An 18,132-nucleotide genomic window follows, 5' to 3' on the forward strand; every position below is an offset into this window, starting at 1 on the left:
CTCCGTACCATTGGGACATCAAACATTTTCAACGTCCTTCTGGAGCCTCCATGCACAAGTCTTTGCTCAGCGCATCGTTGTTCGCCCTCGCGCTCGCCGCCCCTATCGCCCATGCCCATGAAGCTGGCGACATCCTCATCCGTGCCGGTGCGATCACCGTCAACCCGAAAGCCGACAGCTCCAGCGTCAAGGTCGATCAGGGTCCGCTCAAAGGCGCCGATCTGGGTGGCAAGGCCACCATGGACAGCGACACCCAGCTGGGTCTGAACTTCGCTTACATGATCGACAGCCACTGGGGTATCGAGCTGTTGGCGGCCACGCCGTTCCAGCATGACGTCAAACTCAAGAACACCGCGCTCGACGCCGCCAACGGCAAACTCGGCAGCCTGAAACACCTGCCGCCAACCCTGAGTGTCGTGTACTACCCGCTGGACGCCAAGTCTGCGTTCCAGCCGTACGTCGGCGCCGGCATCAACTACACCTGGATCTTCGACGAAGAACTGAGCAGCGATGCCAAGGCCAACGGCTTCAGCAACTTCAAGGCGAAAAATTCCTGGGGCATGGCGTTCCAGGTCGGTGCCGACTACATGATCACCGACAACATCCTGCTCAACGCCCAGGTGCGTTACATCGACATCGACACTCAGGCGACCGTGGAAAACAACGCAGTCGCACCGGGCACCCGGGCCAAGGTCAACGTGGCGGTCGACCCGTTCATCTACATGGTCGGCCTGGGCTACAAGTTCTAAAGCCGAGCGACCGCAACACCTGTAGGAGCGAGCAAGCTCGCGATGGACGTCAACGATGACGCGGGATCTCTGAGTGCCCACGTCGTCTGGACGTTTCTCGCGAGCTTGCTCGCTCCTACAGTTTTTATCGCCCCATCAACCGCGCCAGTCCGACACTCATGGGGGTCTGCGCCGGCAAGGTAAAACGCTCGCGCAAGCGCTGGTTGTCGGCCCGCGAATGACGGATATCACCGGAGCGCGCCGGGCCGTAACTCACGGAGGGCAGATCGCCCACCACGTCCTTCAGCGCATCGAGCATCTGTTTGAGACTGGTGGCCTGGTTCCAGCCCACATTGACGGCGCCGCCGTCCACCTGCGGCTGCTCGATCGCCTGCACCAGCAGCTCGACCAGATCGGCGACATAAACGAAATCCCGTGTCTGCTCGCCATCGCCGAACACGCTGATCGGCAGGCCCTTTTGTGCACGCTCGCTGAAAATGCTGATCACCCCGGAATAGGGCGAGGACGGATCCTGGCGCGGACCGAAGATGTTGAAGAAGCGGAAAATCGCCGGTTCCAGTGCATGCTCGCGACGGTAGAAGTCGAAGTAATACTCGCTGGCCAACTTGTCCGAAGCGTACGGCGTCAAAGGCGCCTTGGGCGTGTCTTCGTCAATCGACTCGCCTTCGCCATTGTTGCCATAGACCGCCGCGCTGGAGGCAAAGAGCACGCGCTTGACGCCGGTCTGGCGCATGGCTTCGCAGACATTCAGCGAGCCGATGAAATTGCTCTGGTGGGTCTTCACCGGATCGTCCACCGAGGCCTGCACCGACGCCACTGCCGCCAGGTGCGCGACCGCACTGCAACCGCGCATGGCCTGCGCGACCAGGGCCGCATCGGCGACGTCACCGACGACCAGTTCCATCGCCGGATTGTCCAGCGGCAGGTTGCTGCGCTTGCCGGTGGACAGGTCATCGAGGATTCGTACCGAACAACCTTTGGCCAGCAAGGCATCGGTCAGGTGCGAGCCGATGAAACCGGCACCACCGGTGATCAGAACGGGGCCGTCAGCCATGGCGATAAAACCTGTCCAGTAGGCCCGGGAGGGCCGCACGCCAGGCGCGGGGCTTGATCCCGAAGGTATGAAGGATTTTCTTGCAGGCCAGTACCGCGTGTTGCGGCTCTTCGGCGGCGTCCGGGCGCGCGGCGTGGGCCTGGGCGGTGGGCTCCTCGATGGCCAGCGGATGCAGCGCGCGGGCTTCGCTCAGAATCGCCTGCCCCAAGGCCAGCGGCGTGGTCGCTTCGTGCCCGGCGTAGTGATAGGTGCCCCACAGCGGCGCCGCGCAATCGAGTTGCTTGAGCACCGAGATGATGACCCGGGCCGCATCGTCCACCGGTGTCGGGTTACCCCGACGGTCGTCGGCCATCAATAATTCTTCAGGATTTTCCGCCCGGGCGAGGAATCGTCCCAACGTCCCCTCGGGGCTGTCGTCGAGCAGCCAGCCGAAACGCAGCAACACATGTTGCGGACAAGTGGCGCGCACGCTCTGCTCGATCCGCCACAGGGCCTGGCCACGCAGGCCCAGCGGCACCGGTTCGTCCTTCTCGCTGTAGGCCGTGGCCCGGGAACCGTCGAACACGCGATAGCTTGAGGGTTGCAGCAAGATGATGTTGTGATGCTGGCACAATTCGGCCAGGCGCTCGATCGCCCGCTCCTGCCCGGCCAGACGCGACTCGCTGACCGTCTCCGCCTGAAACCAGTCGAAGTAGTAGGCGAGGTTGATCAGCGCGTCCGGTCGGGTGTCGTCGAGCAGTTGCGTCAGGCTCGCGGCATCCCAGCCGTCCTGCGGTGGGCGGGGGGCGAGGAAACCGATGTCTTCCTCCGCACCCAGGCGAATCAGCGCCTGCCCAAGGGCATTTCCGCCGCCCAGTAACATAAGGCGCATTCGCATAGAGTCAGCAGGCCCAGTCGTGTTGGAACAATGGCTTAATCGACATCGCTGGCGGGCGGTGCCGTCGATAGATGCCGGAATCGTTGCATTTTGCGGGTTTAGTGCGCAACCGTCATCCGTAAAAGTGTAGATGGCGGGTTTTGAGGTGTGGCCACTGGCCCTATCGCTGGCAAGCCAGCTCCCACAGGGTTCAGTGTTGTCGCAAAAGTTGTGAACAACATAAATCACTGTGGGAGCTGGCTTGCCAGCGATGAGGGCCTGACAGGCTGCCCCCCACCCAGCGGTACTTGCATCTTCGGATAACCACCCGCATAACTGAAGCATGAATCTGCCCATCCTGAAGGACGCGGCACTGGCAGGCTTCCACCCCGCCGTCAGCGCCTGGTTCAGCAGCACCTTCGCGGCGGTCACCGCCGCTCAGGCCCGGGCGTGGCCGCTGATCCGCCAGCACCGCTCGACCCTGATTGCCGCGCCCACGGGTTCCGGCAAGACCCTCACCGCGTTCCTCGCCGTCCTCGACGATCTGGTCCACCGTGGCCTGGAAACCCCGGACGGGTTACCCGACGAAACGCTGGTGGTCTACGTCTCGCCGCTCAAGGCGCTGTCCAACGACATCCAGATCAACCTGCAAACCCCGCTGGCCGGCATCACCGCGCAATTGCGAGCGATGGGGTTGCCCGAATTGCGGATCAGCACCGCCGTACGGACCGGCGACACGCCGCAGAAAGAGCGCTCGGCAATGCGCAAGAGCCCACCGCACATCCTGGTGACCACCCCCGAATCCCTCTACGTGCTGCTGGGCTCCGATTCCGGCCGGCACATGCTCAAATCCACACGCACGGTCATCGTCGACGAAATCCACGCCATTGCCGGCAGCAAACGCGGCAGCCACCTGGCCCTGAGCCTGGAGCGCTTGCAGGCGTTGTGCGCGACGCCGTTGATGCGCATCGGCCTGTCCGCCACGCAAAAGCCCATCGAGGCAGTGTCTCGCTTTCTGGTCGGGCGCGACCGCCCCTGTGAAATCATCGACATCGGCCATGCCCGCCCACGGGACCTGGGCATTGAAGTGCCGCCCGTGCCGCTCTCGGCAGTAATGGCGAATGATGTGTGGGCGTTGGTCTATGACCGTCTCGCCGACCTTGCGCGCGAACACCGCACCACGCTGATTTTCGTCAACACCCGGCGTCTGGCCGAGCGCTTGAGCCGACACCTGAGCGAGCGCCTGGGCAAGGAAGCCGTGGCTGCGCACCATGGCAGCCTGGCCAAGGAGTTTCGACTGGACGCCGAACAACGGCTCAAGCGCGGCGAGTTGCAAGTGCTGGTGGCCACGGCTTCGTTGGAACTGGGGATCGACATCGGCGACGTCGACCTGGTCTGCCAGATCGCCTCGCCACGATCGATTGCCGGGTTTCTGCAAAGGGTCGGTCGCTCCGGCCACCAGGTCGGCGGCACACCCAAGGGCCGGTTGTTCGCCACCACCCGTGACGACCTGATCGAGTGCACGGCACTGCTCGACTGCGTGCGCAGGGGGGAACTCGACACCCTGCAGATTCCGCGCGCACCGCTGGACGTGCTGGCTCAGCAGATCATCGCCGAGGTCAGTTGTCAGGAATGGCAGGAGCGGGCCTTGCTGGAGATGTTTCGCAGAGCTGCGCCCTACGCTGAACTCGACGAAAAACATTATCAGGCGTTGCTGCAGATGCTCGCTGAAGGCTACAACGGCCGCCAGGGCATTCGCAGCGCGTTCCTGCACCGCGATGCCGTGACCGGCAGCTTGCGCGCACGCCGGGGCAGTCGGCTGACGGCGGTCACCAGCGGCGGGACCATCCCGGACAACGCCGACTACAGCGTGTTGCTGGAACCCCAGGGCCTGAACATCGGCAGCGTCAACGAAGACTTCGCCGTGGAAAGCATTGCCGGCGATATCTTCCAGCTCGGCAACAGCTCGTACCGCATTTTGCGGGTCGAGGCCGGCAAGGTCCGGGTCGAGGATGCCCACGGACAACCGCCGACCATTCCGTTCTGGCTGGGTGAAGCACCCGGGCGCAGCACCGAACTGTCGTTCGCCGTGGCGCGCCTGCAGGCACACCTCGATGACTTGCTCAGTGCCACGCCCGTCGATCGGCAACCCGCCCTCGACTGGCTGACCACCACCCTGGGCCTGAACCTCGACAGCGCCGAACAACTGGTGGACTACCTCGCCCGCGCACGCCTGACATTGGGCGCCCTGCCCTCCCAGGACACGCTGGTGATGGAGCGTTTTTTCGACGAATCCGGCGGCACCCAGCTGATCATCCACACGCCATTCGGCAGCCGCATCAACCGCGCCTGGGGCCTGGCCCTGCGCAAGCGCTTCTGCCGCACCTTCAACTTCGAATTGCAGGCTGCCGCCAGCGAAGACGCGATTGTCCTGTCGCTGTCCACCAGCCACAGCTTCGAGCTGGACGAAGTCTGGCGCTACCTGCACAGCCACAGCGCCGAGCACTTGCTGATCCAGGCGGTACTCGAAGCGCCGCTGTTCGGCGTGCGCTGGCGCTGGAACGCCGGGGTCGCGCTGGCCCTGCCGCGTTTTACCGGCGGTCGCAAAGTCGCACCGCAGATTCAGCGGATGAAAAGCGAAGACCTGATCGCCAGCGTGTTTCCGGATCAGATCGCCTGCGTGGAAAACCTGGCCGGCGAGCGTGAGATCCCCGAGCATCCGCTGGTGGAACAGACCCTCGACGATTGCCTGCACGAGGCCATGGACTGCGAAGGCTGGCTCACCTTGTTGCGACGCATGGAGCGCGGCGAGGTGCGCCTGATCAGCCGCGACCTGCCCGCCCCCTCGCCGCTGGCGGCGGAAATCCTCAGTGCGCGGCCCTACACCTTTCTCGACGATGCACCGCTGGAAGAACGGCGCACCCAGGCGGTGCTCAACCGACGCTGGAGCGATGCGCAATCCACCGACGACCTCGGCGCGCTGGATGCCGAAGCGATTCAGGCAGTACGCGACGAAGCCTGGCCAGCACCGACCAGCCTCGATGAAATGCAGGAAACGCTGATGACCCTGGCCTGCCTCAGCGAAGTCGAGGCGCAGGCCCATGCCCCCTGGATGACCTGGCTGAACAGCCTCGCCGCGCAGGGTCGCGCCAGCCGTTTGCAGATGCCAGGCGGACAAGGGTTGTGGTTGCCACTGGAACGGCTGACCTGTGTGCAGGCGCTTTATCCACAGGCCGAGATGCGGCCGCCGCTGCGAGCGATGCCGGGGTTCGATGAGGCCTGGGATGCCGATGAAGCCTTGGTGGAAGTGCTGCGCGCACGGCTCGGCGCCTTGGGTCCGTTATCGCTGGAGGCAATCGCCGATCCCCTGCAATTACCCCCGGCACAGGTCATCCAGGCGCTGGCACAACTGGAACGCGAAGGTCATGTGCTGCGCGGCCGCTTCACCCCCGGTGCCGACCAGGAGCAATGGTGCGAACGGCATCTGCTGGCACGGATTCACCGCTATACGGTCAAGCGTCTGCGCCGGGAAATCGAGCCGGTGTCGTTGCAGGACTTCATGCGCTTCCTGTTCGACTGGCAGCACTTGTCGGCCACCAGCCAGGGCAAGGGCAGCGCGGTGTTGCCAGCGATTGTCGGTCAGTTCGAAGGCTACCCTGCCGCCGCTTCGGCCTGGGACAGCGACCTGCTGCCGGCGCGCATCACGGATTATTCGGCGAGCTGGCTGGACGATCTGTGCCGCAGCGGCAAACTGGTCTGGACCCGCCTGACCGGCCACACCAAAAGCGCCAGCAGCGCATTGCGCAACACCCCGATCCTGTTGCTGCCGCGCAGTCAGGTCGGGTTGTGGAGCGGTCTGACCGAACGGACGCCGGTCAGCGAACTGTCGCCGAAAGCGCAGAAAGTCTACGACGCCCTCAGTCAGCACGGTGCACTGTTTTTCGATGAGCTGGTGCATGAAGCCCATCTGCTGCGCACGGAACTGGAAATCGCCTTGCAGGAACTGGTGGGGGCCGGGTGGGTGAATGCCGACAGTTTCGCCGGGTTGCGCGCACTGATCACACCCGCCAGCAAACGTCAGGCTCGCAGCAGTCGACGCGGGCGTGGGGCGTTCATCGGCGGTATGGACGACGCAGGGCGCTGGGCGCTGCTGCGACGCGGGCCGCAGGCACTGGTAGCGGACAGGAAAACGCCGGTGGCGAGCGAGCCCCTGGAACACATTGCCATGACCTTGCTGCGGCGCTACGGCGTGGTGTTCTGGCGGCTGCTGGAACGTGAAGCGGAGTGGTTGCCGAGCTGGCGCGAACTGTTGCGCACCTTCCATCGCCTGGAGGCCCGTGGCGAGATTCGCGGCGGGCGGTTCGTCAGTGGCCTGGCTGGCGAGCAGTTCGCGCTGCCCGAGGCCATTCCGGTACTGCGCGAAGTGCGGCGCCGGGCACTGGACGGGAGTTTGATCGCGGTGTGCGGCGTTGACCCGTTGAACCTGGCCGGCACCCTGCTGCCCGGTGCGAAAGTACCGGCGCTGGCGAGCAATCGGCTGGTGTACCGCGATGGTTTGCCGGTGGCGGCGGTGATTGCCGGCAACCCGGTGTTCTGGGTAGCGCAGGACCAACCGTGGATGGCCGAGGTAAACAAAAAGCTGATCCGGAATTGATGTTGTCTGGACTGGCCCCTTCGTCGGAATGCCGCCCAGACCAAGCCCGCGAAGGGGCCGCCATGACAACACAAATCTTTTCAGGTCCGCGACTGATCCGGCAACACCACCGCCGGCGCCTCGGATTCAGGGCTGTGGTCCTCCACCTGGGCAACCGGCCGAGTCGGCATCAGCACCTGCTGTGGATAAGTCTGCGCGAAATGCACTGACGGGCTGTTATCCACAAGCTTTTTCAAACGCTGATTGAACGCCCGACTGACCGCATACTGCCCACCCGACACGGTTCGGAACTGCGCCGTCAGCACCACACCGTTGAGGTCCATCTTGTCGACGCCGAACACGTCCAGCGGCCCTTGCAGGTTGTACTTGAGAAACGCGTCTTCGCGAATCGAATCCCCGGCCTCGCGAATCAACGCGATGGCCTGATCGACATCGGTGTCGTAAGTGAACTGCACGGAGAAAAACGCAAAGGCGAACTGCCGCGACTGGTTGGTCACGGCCTTGATCTGGCCGAACGGCACCGAATGGACAAAACCCTTGCCGTCGCGCAGGCGCAAAGTGCGGATGGTCAGGCCTTCGACCGTGCCGGCATGCCCGGAGTCGAGCACCACCCAGTCGCCCACCGACAGCGTGTCTTCGATGATGATGAACAGACCGGTGATCACATCCTGCACCAGCTGCTGCGAACCGAAACCGATGGCCAGGCCGACCACCCCGGCACCCGCCAGCAGTGGCGCAACGTTGATTCCCAGGTTGGCCATGGTGGTGATCGCGCAGATCACCACCAGGATGATCTTGATCGCGTTACGCAGCAGCGGCAGGATGGTTTTGACCCGCGTACTCGGCTGGCGCGCCGAGCGCTTGTTGACCGGTGGTTTCAATGCTTCCTGGATCGCCGTGTCGAGCACCACCCACAGCAGCCACGTCACCAGCAGGATCAGGCCGATGCTGCTCAGCGAATCGCTGATCGCCCGCCCGATCGAATTGCGTTCGGCGAACTCGAACAGCGAAACACCCCAGATGCGCCCGAGGATTTCGATGAACGCGATCGCCATGACAATCCTCAGCAAGGCGTGCAGCAAACTGAGGAAACGCTCCTTGTAGGCACTGCTACGCTGCATCGCCTCGGCTTTGCGGGAGTGGAACAGGTGCTGGAAAATCGTGCTGAGGAATACCGTGGCGATCAGCAGCACAGTGGTGAACAGCGCGCAGCGCAAAGCCTTCTGATTGTCTTCGCCGACACCGATCAGGCTGATCACCGAAACCAGCACCATCAACAGGATCGGCCAGTACCACAGCCCGGAGAAGATCCGCAGGGACTCCTGCAACGAAGGTTGTTTCAGGCGCTGCGCCAGCGAACGGTTACGGATCAGGTGCGCCACCGGGCGACGCAGGCGAATCACCAGCAGGCCGAAGATGATCGAGGCAAACAGGCCGGTGAACACCGCGACGCTGCTGGTGATATTGCCCCCCAGTTGCCGGGCGATCTGCGGGCTGGTCAGCGCATCGCTGAGCGCCGCAAGAAAGCCGATCAGGAACAGCGGCTTGGGGCAGTAATCACGGATGATCTGCACCGCCCGCCGCTTGTGTCCGGTCTTGAACAGCACCACCACGCACAGGAAGATCGACGTGGAGAAAATGCCGCTGCTGGTGGCGTAGGCAAAACACAGCGCCAACGCACGTCCGACCGAGACGGGCAGGAAGTGGCTGACATACAAGGTCAGCGGCAGGCAGATCACGGCAGGCAAGGCGTAAGGCAGCACGTAACCGAGCACATCCTGACCGCGATGGCGATTGCGTAACAGGCGACCCTGGCTCAGACGCCTGGCCAGCAACCCGCCGAGCACGGTCAGCAAGGCAAACGCGCCGAGCCACACCCCGGACAGCAACATGAAATCGCCTACCACGCTCATGGGCGAACGCGACGACGGCTGATTCACCAGCTTGCCGACTTCATCCGCCGCCCGATCTGCCCGCAGGCGCCAGGCGTCAACGAGGTTTTCGTTGAGATCGAGCTTGTCCTGCACGTCGTCGATGCTGGAACTGATCGCCCCCAGCAGGCCGCCCTGCACCAACGGCTCGGGCTTTGCCTCTTCGGCAGCGGGGGCCTCGGGTTCGGGGGCGGCGTACAGCAGGTTGCTGCCGGAAAACAGCAACGCGCCCATCAATATCGCGGTCGTGAGCTTGAGCAAAACAGAGAGCTCCTGAACAAGGGTCTGTCAGGAACTGATCGGGAAATCGCCGGCAAGTTCACCCACCACCCGGTGGCAGGTGTAAATGTGTAAACCGCCCGGAACCCCGTGGAAACTTTCTCGTTTGCCCCGTAGTCATCAAAAGGCAGGGGTAACCAGGGGACCATCAGACGGGAGGCGACATGGCGGCGATTCACATTGGCATTTCAGGTTGGCGCTACACGCCTTGGCGCGGAGACTTCTACCCGAAGGGGCTGACCCAGAAACGCGAATTGCAGTTCGCTTCACGGGCCGTCAACAGCATCGAAATCAATGGATCGTTTTACGCCTTGCAGCGGCCTGAACGTTACGCCCAATGGTACGCCGAGACGCCGACTGACTTCGTCTTCAGCGTCAAAGCCCCGCGTTTCATTACCCATGTCAAACGCTTGCGCGACATTCATCTGCCCATGGCCAATTTCTTCGCCTCCGGCGTGCTGGAACTCAAGGAAAAGCTCGGCCCCATCCTCTGGCAGTTTCCGCCCAACTTCACATTCGATGCGCAGTTGTTCGAACACTTCCTCGAACAACTGCCCCAGGACACCACCGCAGCGGCCGCCCTCGCCCGCCAGCATGATTCGCACCTGCACGGCCCTGCCAGCTCCCGGGCGTACAGGAAACGAGCGTTGCGCCACGCGGTGGAGATCCGCAATGACACCTTCCTCGATCCGGCCTTCGTGCGCCTGCTCAAACGCTACAACGTCGCGCTGGTGATCGCCGACACCGCCGGCAAGTGGCCCTATCGCGAAGACCTCACCAGTGATTTCGTCTACCTGCGCCTGCACGGCGCTGAAGAACTCTACGCCAGCGGTTACACCCCGAAGGCGCTCAAGCACTGGGGTGAGCGGATCGATGCCTGGCACCACGGCGGACAACCGGTGGACCCCCACTTGATCGCACCACGGCTCAAGCCCAGGGCGCGCAAGTCCCGCGAGGTGTTCTGCTATTTCGACAACGACATCAAGGTCCGGGCGCCCTATGACGCGCGCCATCTGCTCAAGCACTTCGATCTCGACAAGGATCTCGCCACCGCACCCGGCGAACCGGCCGCGCAGGGAGTGCTGCCATGAATGACTCCATACCGCTCGCCGCTACCGCTGACCCAACGCGAACCCTGCCCGCCGTGCGTCGTTTCACGGTGTTGACGGTCAACACGCACAAAGGCTTCACCGCGCTGAATCGGCGCTTCATCCTGCCGGAACTGCGTGAGGCCGTGCGCAGCGTGTCGGCTGACGTGGTGTTCTTGCAGGAGGTCCATGGCGCGCACGAACATCACCCCCAGCGGTACAGCAACTGGCCGACCATGCCGCAATACGAATTCCTCGCCGACACGCTCTGGCCGCAGTTCGCCTATGGCCGTAACGCGGTGTACCCGGCGGGTGATCACGGCAATGCGCTGCTCTCGAAGTTCCAGATCATCCAGCACGACAACCTCGACGTGTCCATCAGCGGTCACGAGAACCGCGGGCTCCTGCATTGTGTGCTGCGCCTGCCGGGCGAGGGCCCACAGGTGCATGCGATCTGCGTTCACCTGGGGCTGCGCGAAGCCCATCGCAACGAGCAGTTGCGGCTGCTGGCGCGGCGCCTGGATGAATTGCCCAGCGATGCGCCGGTGATAGTCGCAGGCGATTTCAACGACTGGCGCCAACGTGCCGATGCACTGCTCAAGCCCTGCGGTCTGCGCGAAGTGTTCGCCGAACACCACGGCAAACCGGCGCGCAGTTTCCCGGCGCGCCTGCCAGCCCTGCGCCTGGACCGCATCTACGTGCGCAACCTCAAGGCCTGTCGCCCGCAAGTGTTGGCATCACGTCCCTGGTCACACCTTTCCGACCACGCACCGCTATCGGTGGAGATCGAACTATGAGCAGCGCGCCGTTGGAAGAAAGCAACATGGAAAATGTCTCCGCCACTCAGGCCGTTCTCGAGCCCGGTGTGGTGGATGTCGAATACGGTTGGCAGGGCAACAACCTGGTGCAGTTGCTGGAAAACGGCGAGGCCTATTTCCCGCGCGTGTTCGAGGCCATGCGCCAGGCAAAAACCGAAATCCTCCTGGAAACCTTCATCGTCTTCGAGGACAAGGTCGGTCACGAATTGCAGGAGGTGTTGATCGAAGCAGCGCAGCGCGGCGTGCGAGTCACCGCCAGTTTCGATGGTTTTGGCTGCGGCGAACTGACCACCGGCTACCTCACCGCAATGAGCGAGGCCGGCGTGCGTATCCAGATGTTCGATCCGGCGCCCAAGCACCTGGGCTTTCGCACCAACTGGTTCCGTCGGCTGCATCGCAAGATCGTGGTGGTCGACGGCGCCGTCGCCTTTATCGGCGGTATCAATTTTTCCGCTGACCACCTGGGCGATTATGGTCCGGAAGCCAAGCAGGATTACTCGGTAGAAATCCAGGGTCCGGCCGTGGCCGATATCCACCACTTCGCCCTCCTGCAGAGCGGCCGTCCGGCACGGGCGAAATATTGGTGGCAACGACGTCGCCAGCGGCGCGCGGAAATGGAAATCAGCGATCACGACGGCCAGGTGCGTTTGGTCTATCGCGACAACGGCGACCACCGCACCGACATCGAGGAGGTGTATCGACAGGTCCTGCGCACCGCCCAGCGCCGCGTGGTGATTGCCAACGCGTATTTCTTTCCCGGGTATCGATTGCTGCGCGAGATTCGTAACGCGGCGCGACGGGGGGTGGAGGTGCGCCTGATTCTACAGGGGCAACCGGACATGCTGGTGGCCAAGCTCGCCGCCCGGATGACCTACGACTACCTGCTCAAGGCCGGTGTTCAGATTCACGAATATTGCGAGCGCCCGCTGCACGGCAAGGTCGCTCTGGTGGACGAAGACTGGAGCACCGTCGGCTCCAGCAACCTCGACCCCTTGAGCCTGTCGATGAACCTCGAGGCCAACGTGCTGATCCGGGACCGCGCCTTCAACCGCGAGCTGTACGAGCGGCTGGAGTTGCTGAGCGAGCACTACTGCAAGGCCATGACACCGGACAGAGCCCCGCGCGGAAGGGTGTGGCACATGACCATCGGTTTTCTGGTGTTCCACTTTCTGCGGCACTTTCCGGCCTGGGCCGGCTGGCTGCCCGCTCACAAGCCACGCTTGAAGCCTTTCACTCATATTTCCGGGAAAGACCACCATGGACAGCGCTGAAACTCAACCGGCCGCTCACGCCGACAAGCCGGGCACGTCGCGATGGAGTCGCTGGAAGAAACCGCTGACCATGCTGTTTTTCCTCGCGCTGATCGTGCTGTTCACCATGCTCGCCCAGCGCATCGAGTGGAACGAGGTATTCGACACCCTCGCCGATTTCAAGATGCGCACCTTGATCATTGCCTCCGGGGTCACGCTGCTCAGCTTCCTGACTTACGCCAGCTACGATCTGATTGGCCGGACCTATATCCGTCAGGACCTGACCTGGAAGCAGATCCTGCCCGTGGGCGTCATCAGCTATGCATTCAACTTGAACCTCAGCGCCTGGGTCGGCGGCATCGCCATGCGCTTTCGCCTGTACTCGCGCCTGGGCGTGAGCAAAAGCAACATCGCCAAGATCCTCGGCCTCAGCCTGACCACCAACTGGTTCGGCTATATGTTGATTGCCGGCATCGTGTTCAGTAGCGGGTTGGTGCGCATGCCCCCTGGCTGGAAACTCAGTACCGCTGCCCTGCAGGGGGTGGGCATCCTGTTGCTGTTGGTCAGCGTGGGCTATCTGGCGGCCTGCCGCTTTTCCAGACGCCGGGAGTGGTCGATTCGCGGGGTCGAAATCAACCTGCCGTCCCTGCGCATGGCCATCCTGCAATTGTTCCTGGGCGCGTTGAACTGGTCGCTGATGGCGGCGGTGATCTTCACGCTGCTGCCGAGCAAACTGGATTACCCGCTGGTGCTCGGGGTGCTGCTGATCAGCGCCATCGCCGGGGTCATCACGCACATTCCGGCGGGGCTTGGGGTGCTGGAGGCGGTCTTCGTCGCGCTGCTGCAACACGAAGCCTCGCGGGGCAGCCTGGTGGCGGGGTTGCTGGCGTACCGGGCGATCTACTTCATCCTGCCGTTGCTGATTACGCTGGTGATGTACCTGGTGGTCGAGGCGAAAGCCAAGTCGCTGAGAATTGCCAAAAAGCCCAAATGACCCGATGGCCCTGCAGGAGCGAGCATGCTCGCGATGGCGCCAGCGAGAACAACCTCACTTTGACTGAATAATGCTCAACCGCTCCCCCACCACCATCTCGGTAATCCAATCCACCAGAATCGAGGTATATGCCTGCTGCGACACCGGCTCGCTCAAGGCATGATCGGCGCCGTCGATGATCCGATGGGTCAGGGAATGGGTCTGCTGGCAGGCGGCGCGGTAACTCATGATGGTCGCGTGGGGTACGTAGTCATCGGTTTCCGATTCCACCAGCAGCACGTCCCCGGTGAATTGAGCGCAGGCATGCAGCGCCCGGTTGTTGTCGGCGCGCACCAGCGTACTGCGGTAATCGCGCAAATCCAGCTTGTCCAGGTCGCGCTTGGGCGTGTGCCACTGTTCATCGCGGTACAGCGCCGGCACCCGCAGCGCCAGCCAGCGCACCGGCCGCAGGGACGTCAGGATCGATGCCAGGTAACCGCCGTAACTGGTGCCGACCACCGCAATCGCCGAGGTATCGAGCGCCGGATGCGCCAACAACCGGTCGTACGCTGCCAGCAGGTCACGCAGGTTGTCTTCACGGGTCACCCGCGTCAGCGGAATGCCGGTACCGCCGGTGTGCCCGCGCAAATCGAACGTCAGGCACACGCAGCCCAGGCCGGCGATGCCTTTGGCCCGCTCAAGGTCACGCTCCTGACTGCCACCCCAGCCGTGCACGAAAAGCACACCGGGCACCTTGGATTTGGGACTGAGGAAGGTCCCGCTCATCTGTTCATCATCGATGTCGATTTGAATGCTTTCGCTTCTAGCCGTCATAGGATTGGACCGTTACATACTTGAGGAGGAAGTCGCTGTTATGCGCCGGCCCGCGATACACCTCGATGGCATCCGCCGGCAGCGCCTGATCGATGTAGGTTTCCACCGATGACACGCGGATTGCGCGCATCTGCGGGTCGTTGATGAAACTTTGCAACGCCGCGACTTCCGCGCTGCTGGCACCGCCCATGCGCCAGGATTGTTCGAGCACGCCGCTGCGGCGCTTGCCGCTGGCGTCCAGGCCCTGGGCGATGTCGTAGTTGCGCCGGGACGCGTAGAAATCAGGGTAGGCCTCATCCGCCGCCCGGTCGAACACTTGTGCCTGATGGATCGCCAGGCGAACGTCGTCGGGCAATGCCAGCTCGAGCAGTTCCTCATACCCGCCGCGAACCACGATCAGGTTAGAACCGCCGTAGACCTCCTCGTCGTGCGCATCGCGGGTCAGGTATTGATCACCGCAATAACTCAGCACGCTTTCGCCAATGAAGCTCTGGCCGACGCTGTGGGTGACTACGTCGCTCAGGTCCTGTTCAAGCACCACGCCTTCGGTAAACAACGCTCGGGCCTCGGGCCTGGCAAGCACGGCGTCGAACTGATCCAGGCTCTTGATCACTTCCTGACCGCGTCCGGCACAGGCATGGACAGGCTTGAGGCGAATCGGGCCGGCGTAGAGCAAGTGCTCCGCAGCAGACCGTGCATCATCGAAGGAGAACACGCTCAGGCCGTCCAGCACCACGCCCCGTACACGCTCGGAAAACAACGGCGACCAACCGGGCGGCGCGAATGCATGTTTGTCGCGCAGGCCATGACTGATGGCCTTGGTGCAAATGAAATCATGCTCGACATAACCGCCCCACAAATCCTCCGGCCCGTTCACACCCAGTTGTCGGGCAGCAGCGGCACCGACCAGGGTCTGCGTCGGCAACAGGTACAGCTCGCGCCCCTGGTGGCGGTCGGCGGCATAGCTGCCGCCGTACTTCAGACCCAGTATCTGCGCCAGCCACCTTGCGAGCGCGCGGTTGGTCTCGACCTCATGTTGCGGGGCGTCGGGCCGCACCGAATGAGCGACCACCAGTTTCTTGCGGTTTGTTGGGGTCATGCATCCCCCTTCAATCGGCGCTAGATGAATGTCATCAGAGAAGTGCAGAGATCAGGCCAACCGCCTGAAGCGAGAAAGGCTCTGAAAATCAGCCTGTTGCAGAACACGCTTGGCAAAGGGCCTGTTTTATTCTGCACGACACCCCGATCATTCCATGCATTTTGCACGCCCCAAGGCGAACACCGATTGCCTGTGGGAGCGGGCTTGGTCGCGAAGCGGAGTGTCAGGCGACCAGGCGTTATCTACACGATCGCCTTCGCGAGCAAGCCCGCTCCCACCTTGTTTCGAGTGATACCTACGAACGTGTGGCATTCGCCGTCGGCATGACCCCAAACCTGGCCCGATAATCACTCGGCGCCAGCCCGGTGATTTTCCTGAACGTCGCGCGAAAGGCGCTCGGGTCCTGATACCCCACGGTCCAGGCGATGTGGTCGATGGTGCCATTGGTGAACTCCAGCATTTCCCGAGCCTTGCCGACCCGCAGATGCTGGCAGTACTCGGTGGGTTTCAGCCCGGTGGCTGCGCGAAACCGGCGCAGGAAGGTGCGTTCCTCCAACCCTGCCCGTTCAGCCATCGCCGGCAGCGAGACATCGGTGGCCCCGGTGCTTTGCAACCAATGCTGAACCCTGAGAATCGAGGCGTCGCCATGGCTGAGGATCGGCGCGAAGTTGCTGCCGCACTCACTGGCGCTGTCGCTGTGCTCTACCACCAGGAAACGCGCGGTGCCGGTGGCGATGCTCGGTCCGAGCAGGCGGTCGACCAGACGCAGGCCCAATTCGGACCACGCCATCAGCCCGGCCGTGGTGATCAGGTCTCCATCGTCGACAATCGGCGTATCGGCCTTGAGCCTGACCGCCGGATAACGCTCGGCGAACGCCTTGGCCGAGGTCCAGTGGGTGGTGGCACTGCGGCCGTCGAGCAAGCCGCTTTCGGCCATGAGGATCGAGCCTACGCAAACCCCGCCAATGGTCGCGCCCCGGGCATGTTGCTCGCGGATCCAGCCCAACAACGCCTGTGGCGCCTGGCCCTCGGAAAAGCCGCCAATCGAAGGCGGAATCAGCAGCGCCTGCAAGCCTTCGTCCACGGCAGGGTAGCTGTCGTACACACGCCGGGGCAGCGGGTCTTCATCCACCCGCCAATGACTGACCCGCAGCAACGGCAACGCCTGCGCCTGATGGTCGGCGGCAATCCGGTTGGCCACGCTGAACAGATCCGTCAAGCCGTGCACCGCCGCCATCTGTGCCCCTGGGTAGATCAGCACGCCGAGCTCGGCGATCGGCCTCTGTGCGTCCATTGTCAGTTTTCCCCTTTCTATTGTCGGTGCGGCCAATCCTCACACAGTCGGCCAGACCCGATACTTCATTCCACACCCAATCAACACAACAAGGAAACAGTCATGGCCAAGCAAGCGCTTATCGTAGTGGATATTCAGAACGACTACTTCCCGCAAGGCAAATGGCCGCTGGCCGGTGCCGACGCTGCGGCAGACAACGCAGCCCGCCTGATCGAAGCCTTTCGCGCCGCCGGCGATAACGTGGTGCACATCCGCCACGAGTTCACCTCCCCAGACGCGCCGTTCTTCACCCCCGGCTCCGAAGGCGCGAAGCTGCATGCCAAAGTGCTCAACCGTGCCGACGAGCCGGTGGTGCTCAAGCACTTCGTCAATTCGTTCCGCGAAACCGAGCTGAAGTCGATCCTCGACGAGCAAGGCATCAAGGAACTGGTGGTGGTCGGCAGCATGAGCCACATGTGCATCGACGGCATCACCCGGGCCGCCAACGATCTAGGTTACAGCGTTACCGTGATCCACGACGCCTGTGCCTCTCGCGACCTGGAGTTCAACGGTCTCACCGTCCCGGCCGCCCACGTCCATGCCGCGTTCATGGCAGCCCTGGGCTTCGCCTACGCCACGGTGGTATCGACCGACGAGTTTCTCGCGGCCAGCCATTGAGGTTGCACCTGACGCCCACAAAAAAGGCCCGACGCTGTCAGCGCCGGGCCTTTGGGTTCAGATCAGTGTCACAGTCGATCAGAACGGAATATCGTCATCAAAGCTGTCGAAATCCGGAGCCGGTTGCGGCGCGGCCTGTTGAGGCGCTGGACGCTGCTGCGGAGCCGACTGCTGCGGGCGAGGTGCCTGCTGGCGTGGCGCGGATTGCTGGTAGTTGTTGCCACCGCCCTGTTGGTCGCCCTGTTGTGGACGGCCGCCGAGCAGTTGCATGGTACCTTGCATGTCGACCACGATTTCGGTGGTGTAACGCTTGATACCGTCTTTTTCCCACTCGCGGGTCTGCAGTTTGCCTTCGATGTAGACCTGCGAACCTTTACGCAGGTATTCACCGGCGATTTCCGCCACCTTGCCGAACATCGACACACGGTGCCATTCGGTCTTTTCGACTTTCTGACCGGTTTGCTTGTCGGTCCATTGTTCGCTGGTCGCCAGACTCAGGTTGGTCACGGCGTTACCGTTAGGCAGGTAGCGAACTTCGGGATCCTGGCCGCAAGTGCCGACCAATATGACTTTGTTAACCCCACGGGCCATAACGT

At 62.9% G+C, this 18,132-nt stretch carries 14 protein-coding genes; 7 read left to right on the forward strand and 7 right to left on the reverse strand.

Annotated elements, in window-relative coordinates:
• The first annotated feature begins 50 nt into the window (after window positions 1-50).
• Window positions 51-749 (forward strand): OmpW/AlkL family protein, encoded by a 699-nt coding sequence (locus tag QIW53_RS15580; protein ID WP_371050514.1) that lies wholly within the window; start codon window positions 51-53, stop codon window positions 747-749.
• 124 nt (window positions 750-873) lie between these two features.
• Here the strand turns inward: QIW53_RS15580 and QIW53_RS15585 are convergent, their stop codons facing one another.
• Window positions 874-1,803 (reverse strand): NAD-dependent epimerase/dehydratase family protein, encoded by a 930-nt coding sequence (locus QIW53_RS15585; protein ID WP_371050515.1) that lies wholly within the window; start codon window positions 1,801-1,803, stop codon window positions 874-876.
• The gene (locus QIW53_RS15590) at window positions 1,796-2,680 is read right to left on the reverse strand and encodes a sugar nucleotide-binding protein (RefSeq protein ID WP_371050516.1); all 885 of its coding nucleotides are present in this window, start codon (window positions 2,678-2,680) and stop codon (window positions 1,796-1,798) included. Before QIW53_RS15590 ends, QIW53_RS15585 begins: the two co-directional genes overlap by 8 nt.
• A gap of 322 nt (window positions 2,681-3,002) precedes the next feature.
• Between QIW53_RS15590 and QIW53_RS15595 the strand changes: the two genes are divergently transcribed.
• Window positions 3,003-7,313 (forward strand): DEAD/DEAH box helicase, encoded by a 4,311-nt coding sequence (locus tag QIW53_RS15595; RefSeq protein ID WP_371050517.1) that lies wholly within the window; start codon window positions 3,003-3,005, stop codon window positions 7,311-7,313.
• Window positions 7,314-7,393: 80 nt separating this feature from the next.
• On the opposite strand, the gene QIW53_RS15600 is transcribed toward QIW53_RS15595, so the two are convergent.
• Window positions 7,394-9,505: a mechanosensitive ion channel family protein gene (locus QIW53_RS15600; RefSeq protein WP_371050518.1), complete on the reverse strand. Its 2,112-nt coding sequence runs from the start codon at window positions 9,503-9,505 to the stop codon at window positions 7,394-7,396.
• A gap of 182 nt (window positions 9,506-9,687) precedes the next feature.
• Between QIW53_RS15600 and QIW53_RS15605 the strand changes: the two genes are divergently transcribed.
• Genes QIW53_RS15605 through QIW53_RS15620 form a run of 4 tightly spaced genes read left to right on the forward strand, consistent with a single transcriptional unit; the run spans window position 9,688 to window position 13,673 of the window.
• Window positions 9,688-10,614, forward strand: coding sequence for a DUF72 domain-containing protein (locus QIW53_RS15605; protein WP_371050519.1), 927 nt, complete (start codon window positions 9,688-9,690; stop codon window positions 10,612-10,614).
• Window positions 10,611-11,408 (forward strand): endonuclease/exonuclease/phosphatase family protein, encoded by a 798-nt coding sequence (locus QIW53_RS15610; protein ID WP_371050520.1) that lies wholly within the window; start codon window positions 10,611-10,613, stop codon window positions 11,406-11,408. Before QIW53_RS15605 ends, QIW53_RS15610 begins: the two co-directional genes overlap by 4 nt.
• Window positions 11,405-12,700 (forward strand): cardiolipin synthase ClsB, encoded by a 1,296-nt coding sequence (gene clsB / locus QIW53_RS15615; RefSeq protein ID WP_371050522.1) that lies wholly within the window; start codon window positions 11,405-11,407, stop codon window positions 12,698-12,700. The genes QIW53_RS15610 and clsB overlap by 4 nt, the downstream gene beginning before the upstream one ends.
• Window positions 12,687-13,673 carry a lysylphosphatidylglycerol synthase domain-containing protein gene (locus QIW53_RS15620; RefSeq protein WP_371050523.1) on the forward strand — a complete coding sequence of 329 codons (987 nt, stop codon included), beginning with the start codon at window positions 12,687-12,689 and terminating at the stop codon, window positions 13,671-13,673. The genes clsB and QIW53_RS15620 overlap by 14 nt, the downstream gene beginning before the upstream one ends.
• Before the next feature lie 54 nt (window positions 13,674-13,727).
• Here QIW53_RS15620 and QIW53_RS15625 read toward each other — a convergent pair whose 3' ends face one another.
• The 3 genes from QIW53_RS15625 to QIW53_RS15635 all read right to left on the reverse strand — a co-directional run bounded on the left by QIW53_RS15625 (window position 13,728) and on the right by QIW53_RS15635 (window position 16,879).
• Complete coding sequence (locus QIW53_RS15625; RefSeq protein WP_371050524.1) at window positions 13,728-14,486, reverse strand: alpha/beta hydrolase family protein; 759 nt, start codon at window positions 14,484-14,486, stop codon at window positions 13,728-13,730.
• Window positions 14,476-15,585 carry a DUF3182 family protein gene (locus tag QIW53_RS15630; protein ID WP_371050525.1) on the reverse strand — a complete coding sequence of 370 codons (1,110 nt, stop codon included), beginning with the start codon at window positions 15,583-15,585 and terminating at the stop codon, window positions 14,476-14,478. Before QIW53_RS15630 ends, QIW53_RS15625 begins: the two co-directional genes overlap by 11 nt.
• A 295-nt stretch (window positions 15,586-15,880) precedes the next feature.
• Window positions 15,881-16,879, reverse strand: coding sequence for a GlxA family transcriptional regulator (locus QIW53_RS15635; protein WP_371050527.1), 999 nt, complete (start codon window positions 16,877-16,879; stop codon window positions 15,881-15,883).
• Window positions 16,880-16,981: 102 nt separating this feature from the next.
• Between QIW53_RS15635 and QIW53_RS15640 the strand changes: the two genes are divergently transcribed.
• Complete coding sequence (locus tag QIW53_RS15640; RefSeq protein ID WP_371050528.1) at window positions 16,982-17,536, forward strand: cysteine hydrolase family protein; 555 nt, start codon at window positions 16,982-16,984, stop codon at window positions 17,534-17,536.
• Window positions 17,537-17,614: 78 nt separating this feature from the next.
• On the opposite strand, the gene QIW53_RS15645 is transcribed toward QIW53_RS15640, so the two are convergent.
• Entirely contained in the window at window positions 17,615-18,127 is a 513-nt protein-coding gene (locus QIW53_RS15645; protein ID WP_110965122.1) for a single-stranded DNA-binding protein, read from the reverse strand.
• Window positions 18,128-18,132 lie beyond the last annotated feature (5 nt).

Source organism: Pseudomonas fluorescens (assembly GCF_041354075.1).
GTDB lineage: Bacteria > Pseudomonadota > Gammaproteobacteria > Pseudomonadales > Pseudomonadaceae > Aquipseudomonas > Aquipseudomonas fluorescens_CE.

Coding starts and splice junctions, on each gene's coding strand:
- QIW53_RS15630 (WP_371050525.1), bottom strand. CDS start 15,585: ATGACCCCAACAAACCGCAAGAAACTGGTGGTCGCTCATTCGGTGCGG.
- QIW53_RS15595 (WP_371050517.1), top strand. CDS start 3,003: ATGAATCTGCCCATCCTGAAGGACGCGGCACTGGCAGGCTTCCACCCC.
- clsB (WP_371050522.1), top strand. CDS start 11,405: ATGAGCAGCGCGCCGTTGGAAGAAAGCAACATGGAAAATGTCTCCGCC.
- QIW53_RS15605 (WP_371050519.1), top strand. CDS start 9,688: ATGGCGGCGATTCACATTGGCATTTCAGGTTGGCGCTACACGCCTTGG.
- QIW53_RS15620 (WP_371050523.1), top strand. CDS start 12,687: ATGGACAGCGCTGAAACTCAACCGGCCGCTCACGCCGACAAGCCGGGC.
- QIW53_RS15590 (WP_371050516.1), bottom strand. CDS start 2,680: ATGCGAATGCGCCTTATGTTACTGGGCGGCGGAAATGCCCTTGGGCAG.
- QIW53_RS15625 (WP_371050524.1), bottom strand. CDS start 14,486: ATGACGGCTAGAAGCGAAAGCATTCAAATCGACATCGATGATGAACAG.
- QIW53_RS15635 (WP_371050527.1), bottom strand. CDS start 16,879: ATGGACGCACAGAGGCCGATCGCCGAGCTCGGCGTGCTGATCTACCCA.
- QIW53_RS15645 (WP_110965122.1), bottom strand. CDS start 18,127: ATGGCCCGTGGGGTTAACAAAGTCATATTGGTCGGCACTTGCGGCCAG.
- QIW53_RS15610 (WP_371050520.1), top strand. CDS start 10,611: ATGAATGACTCCATACCGCTCGCCGCTACCGCTGACCCAACGCGAACC.
- QIW53_RS15580 (WP_371050514.1), top strand. CDS start 51: ATGCACAAGTCTTTGCTCAGCGCATCGTTGTTCGCCCTCGCGCTCGCC.
- QIW53_RS15640 (WP_371050528.1), top strand. CDS start 16,982: ATGGCCAAGCAAGCGCTTATCGTAGTGGATATTCAGAACGACTACTTC.
- QIW53_RS15585 (WP_371050515.1), bottom strand. CDS start 1,803: ATGGCTGACGGCCCCGTTCTGATCACCGGTGGTGCCGGTTTCATCGGC.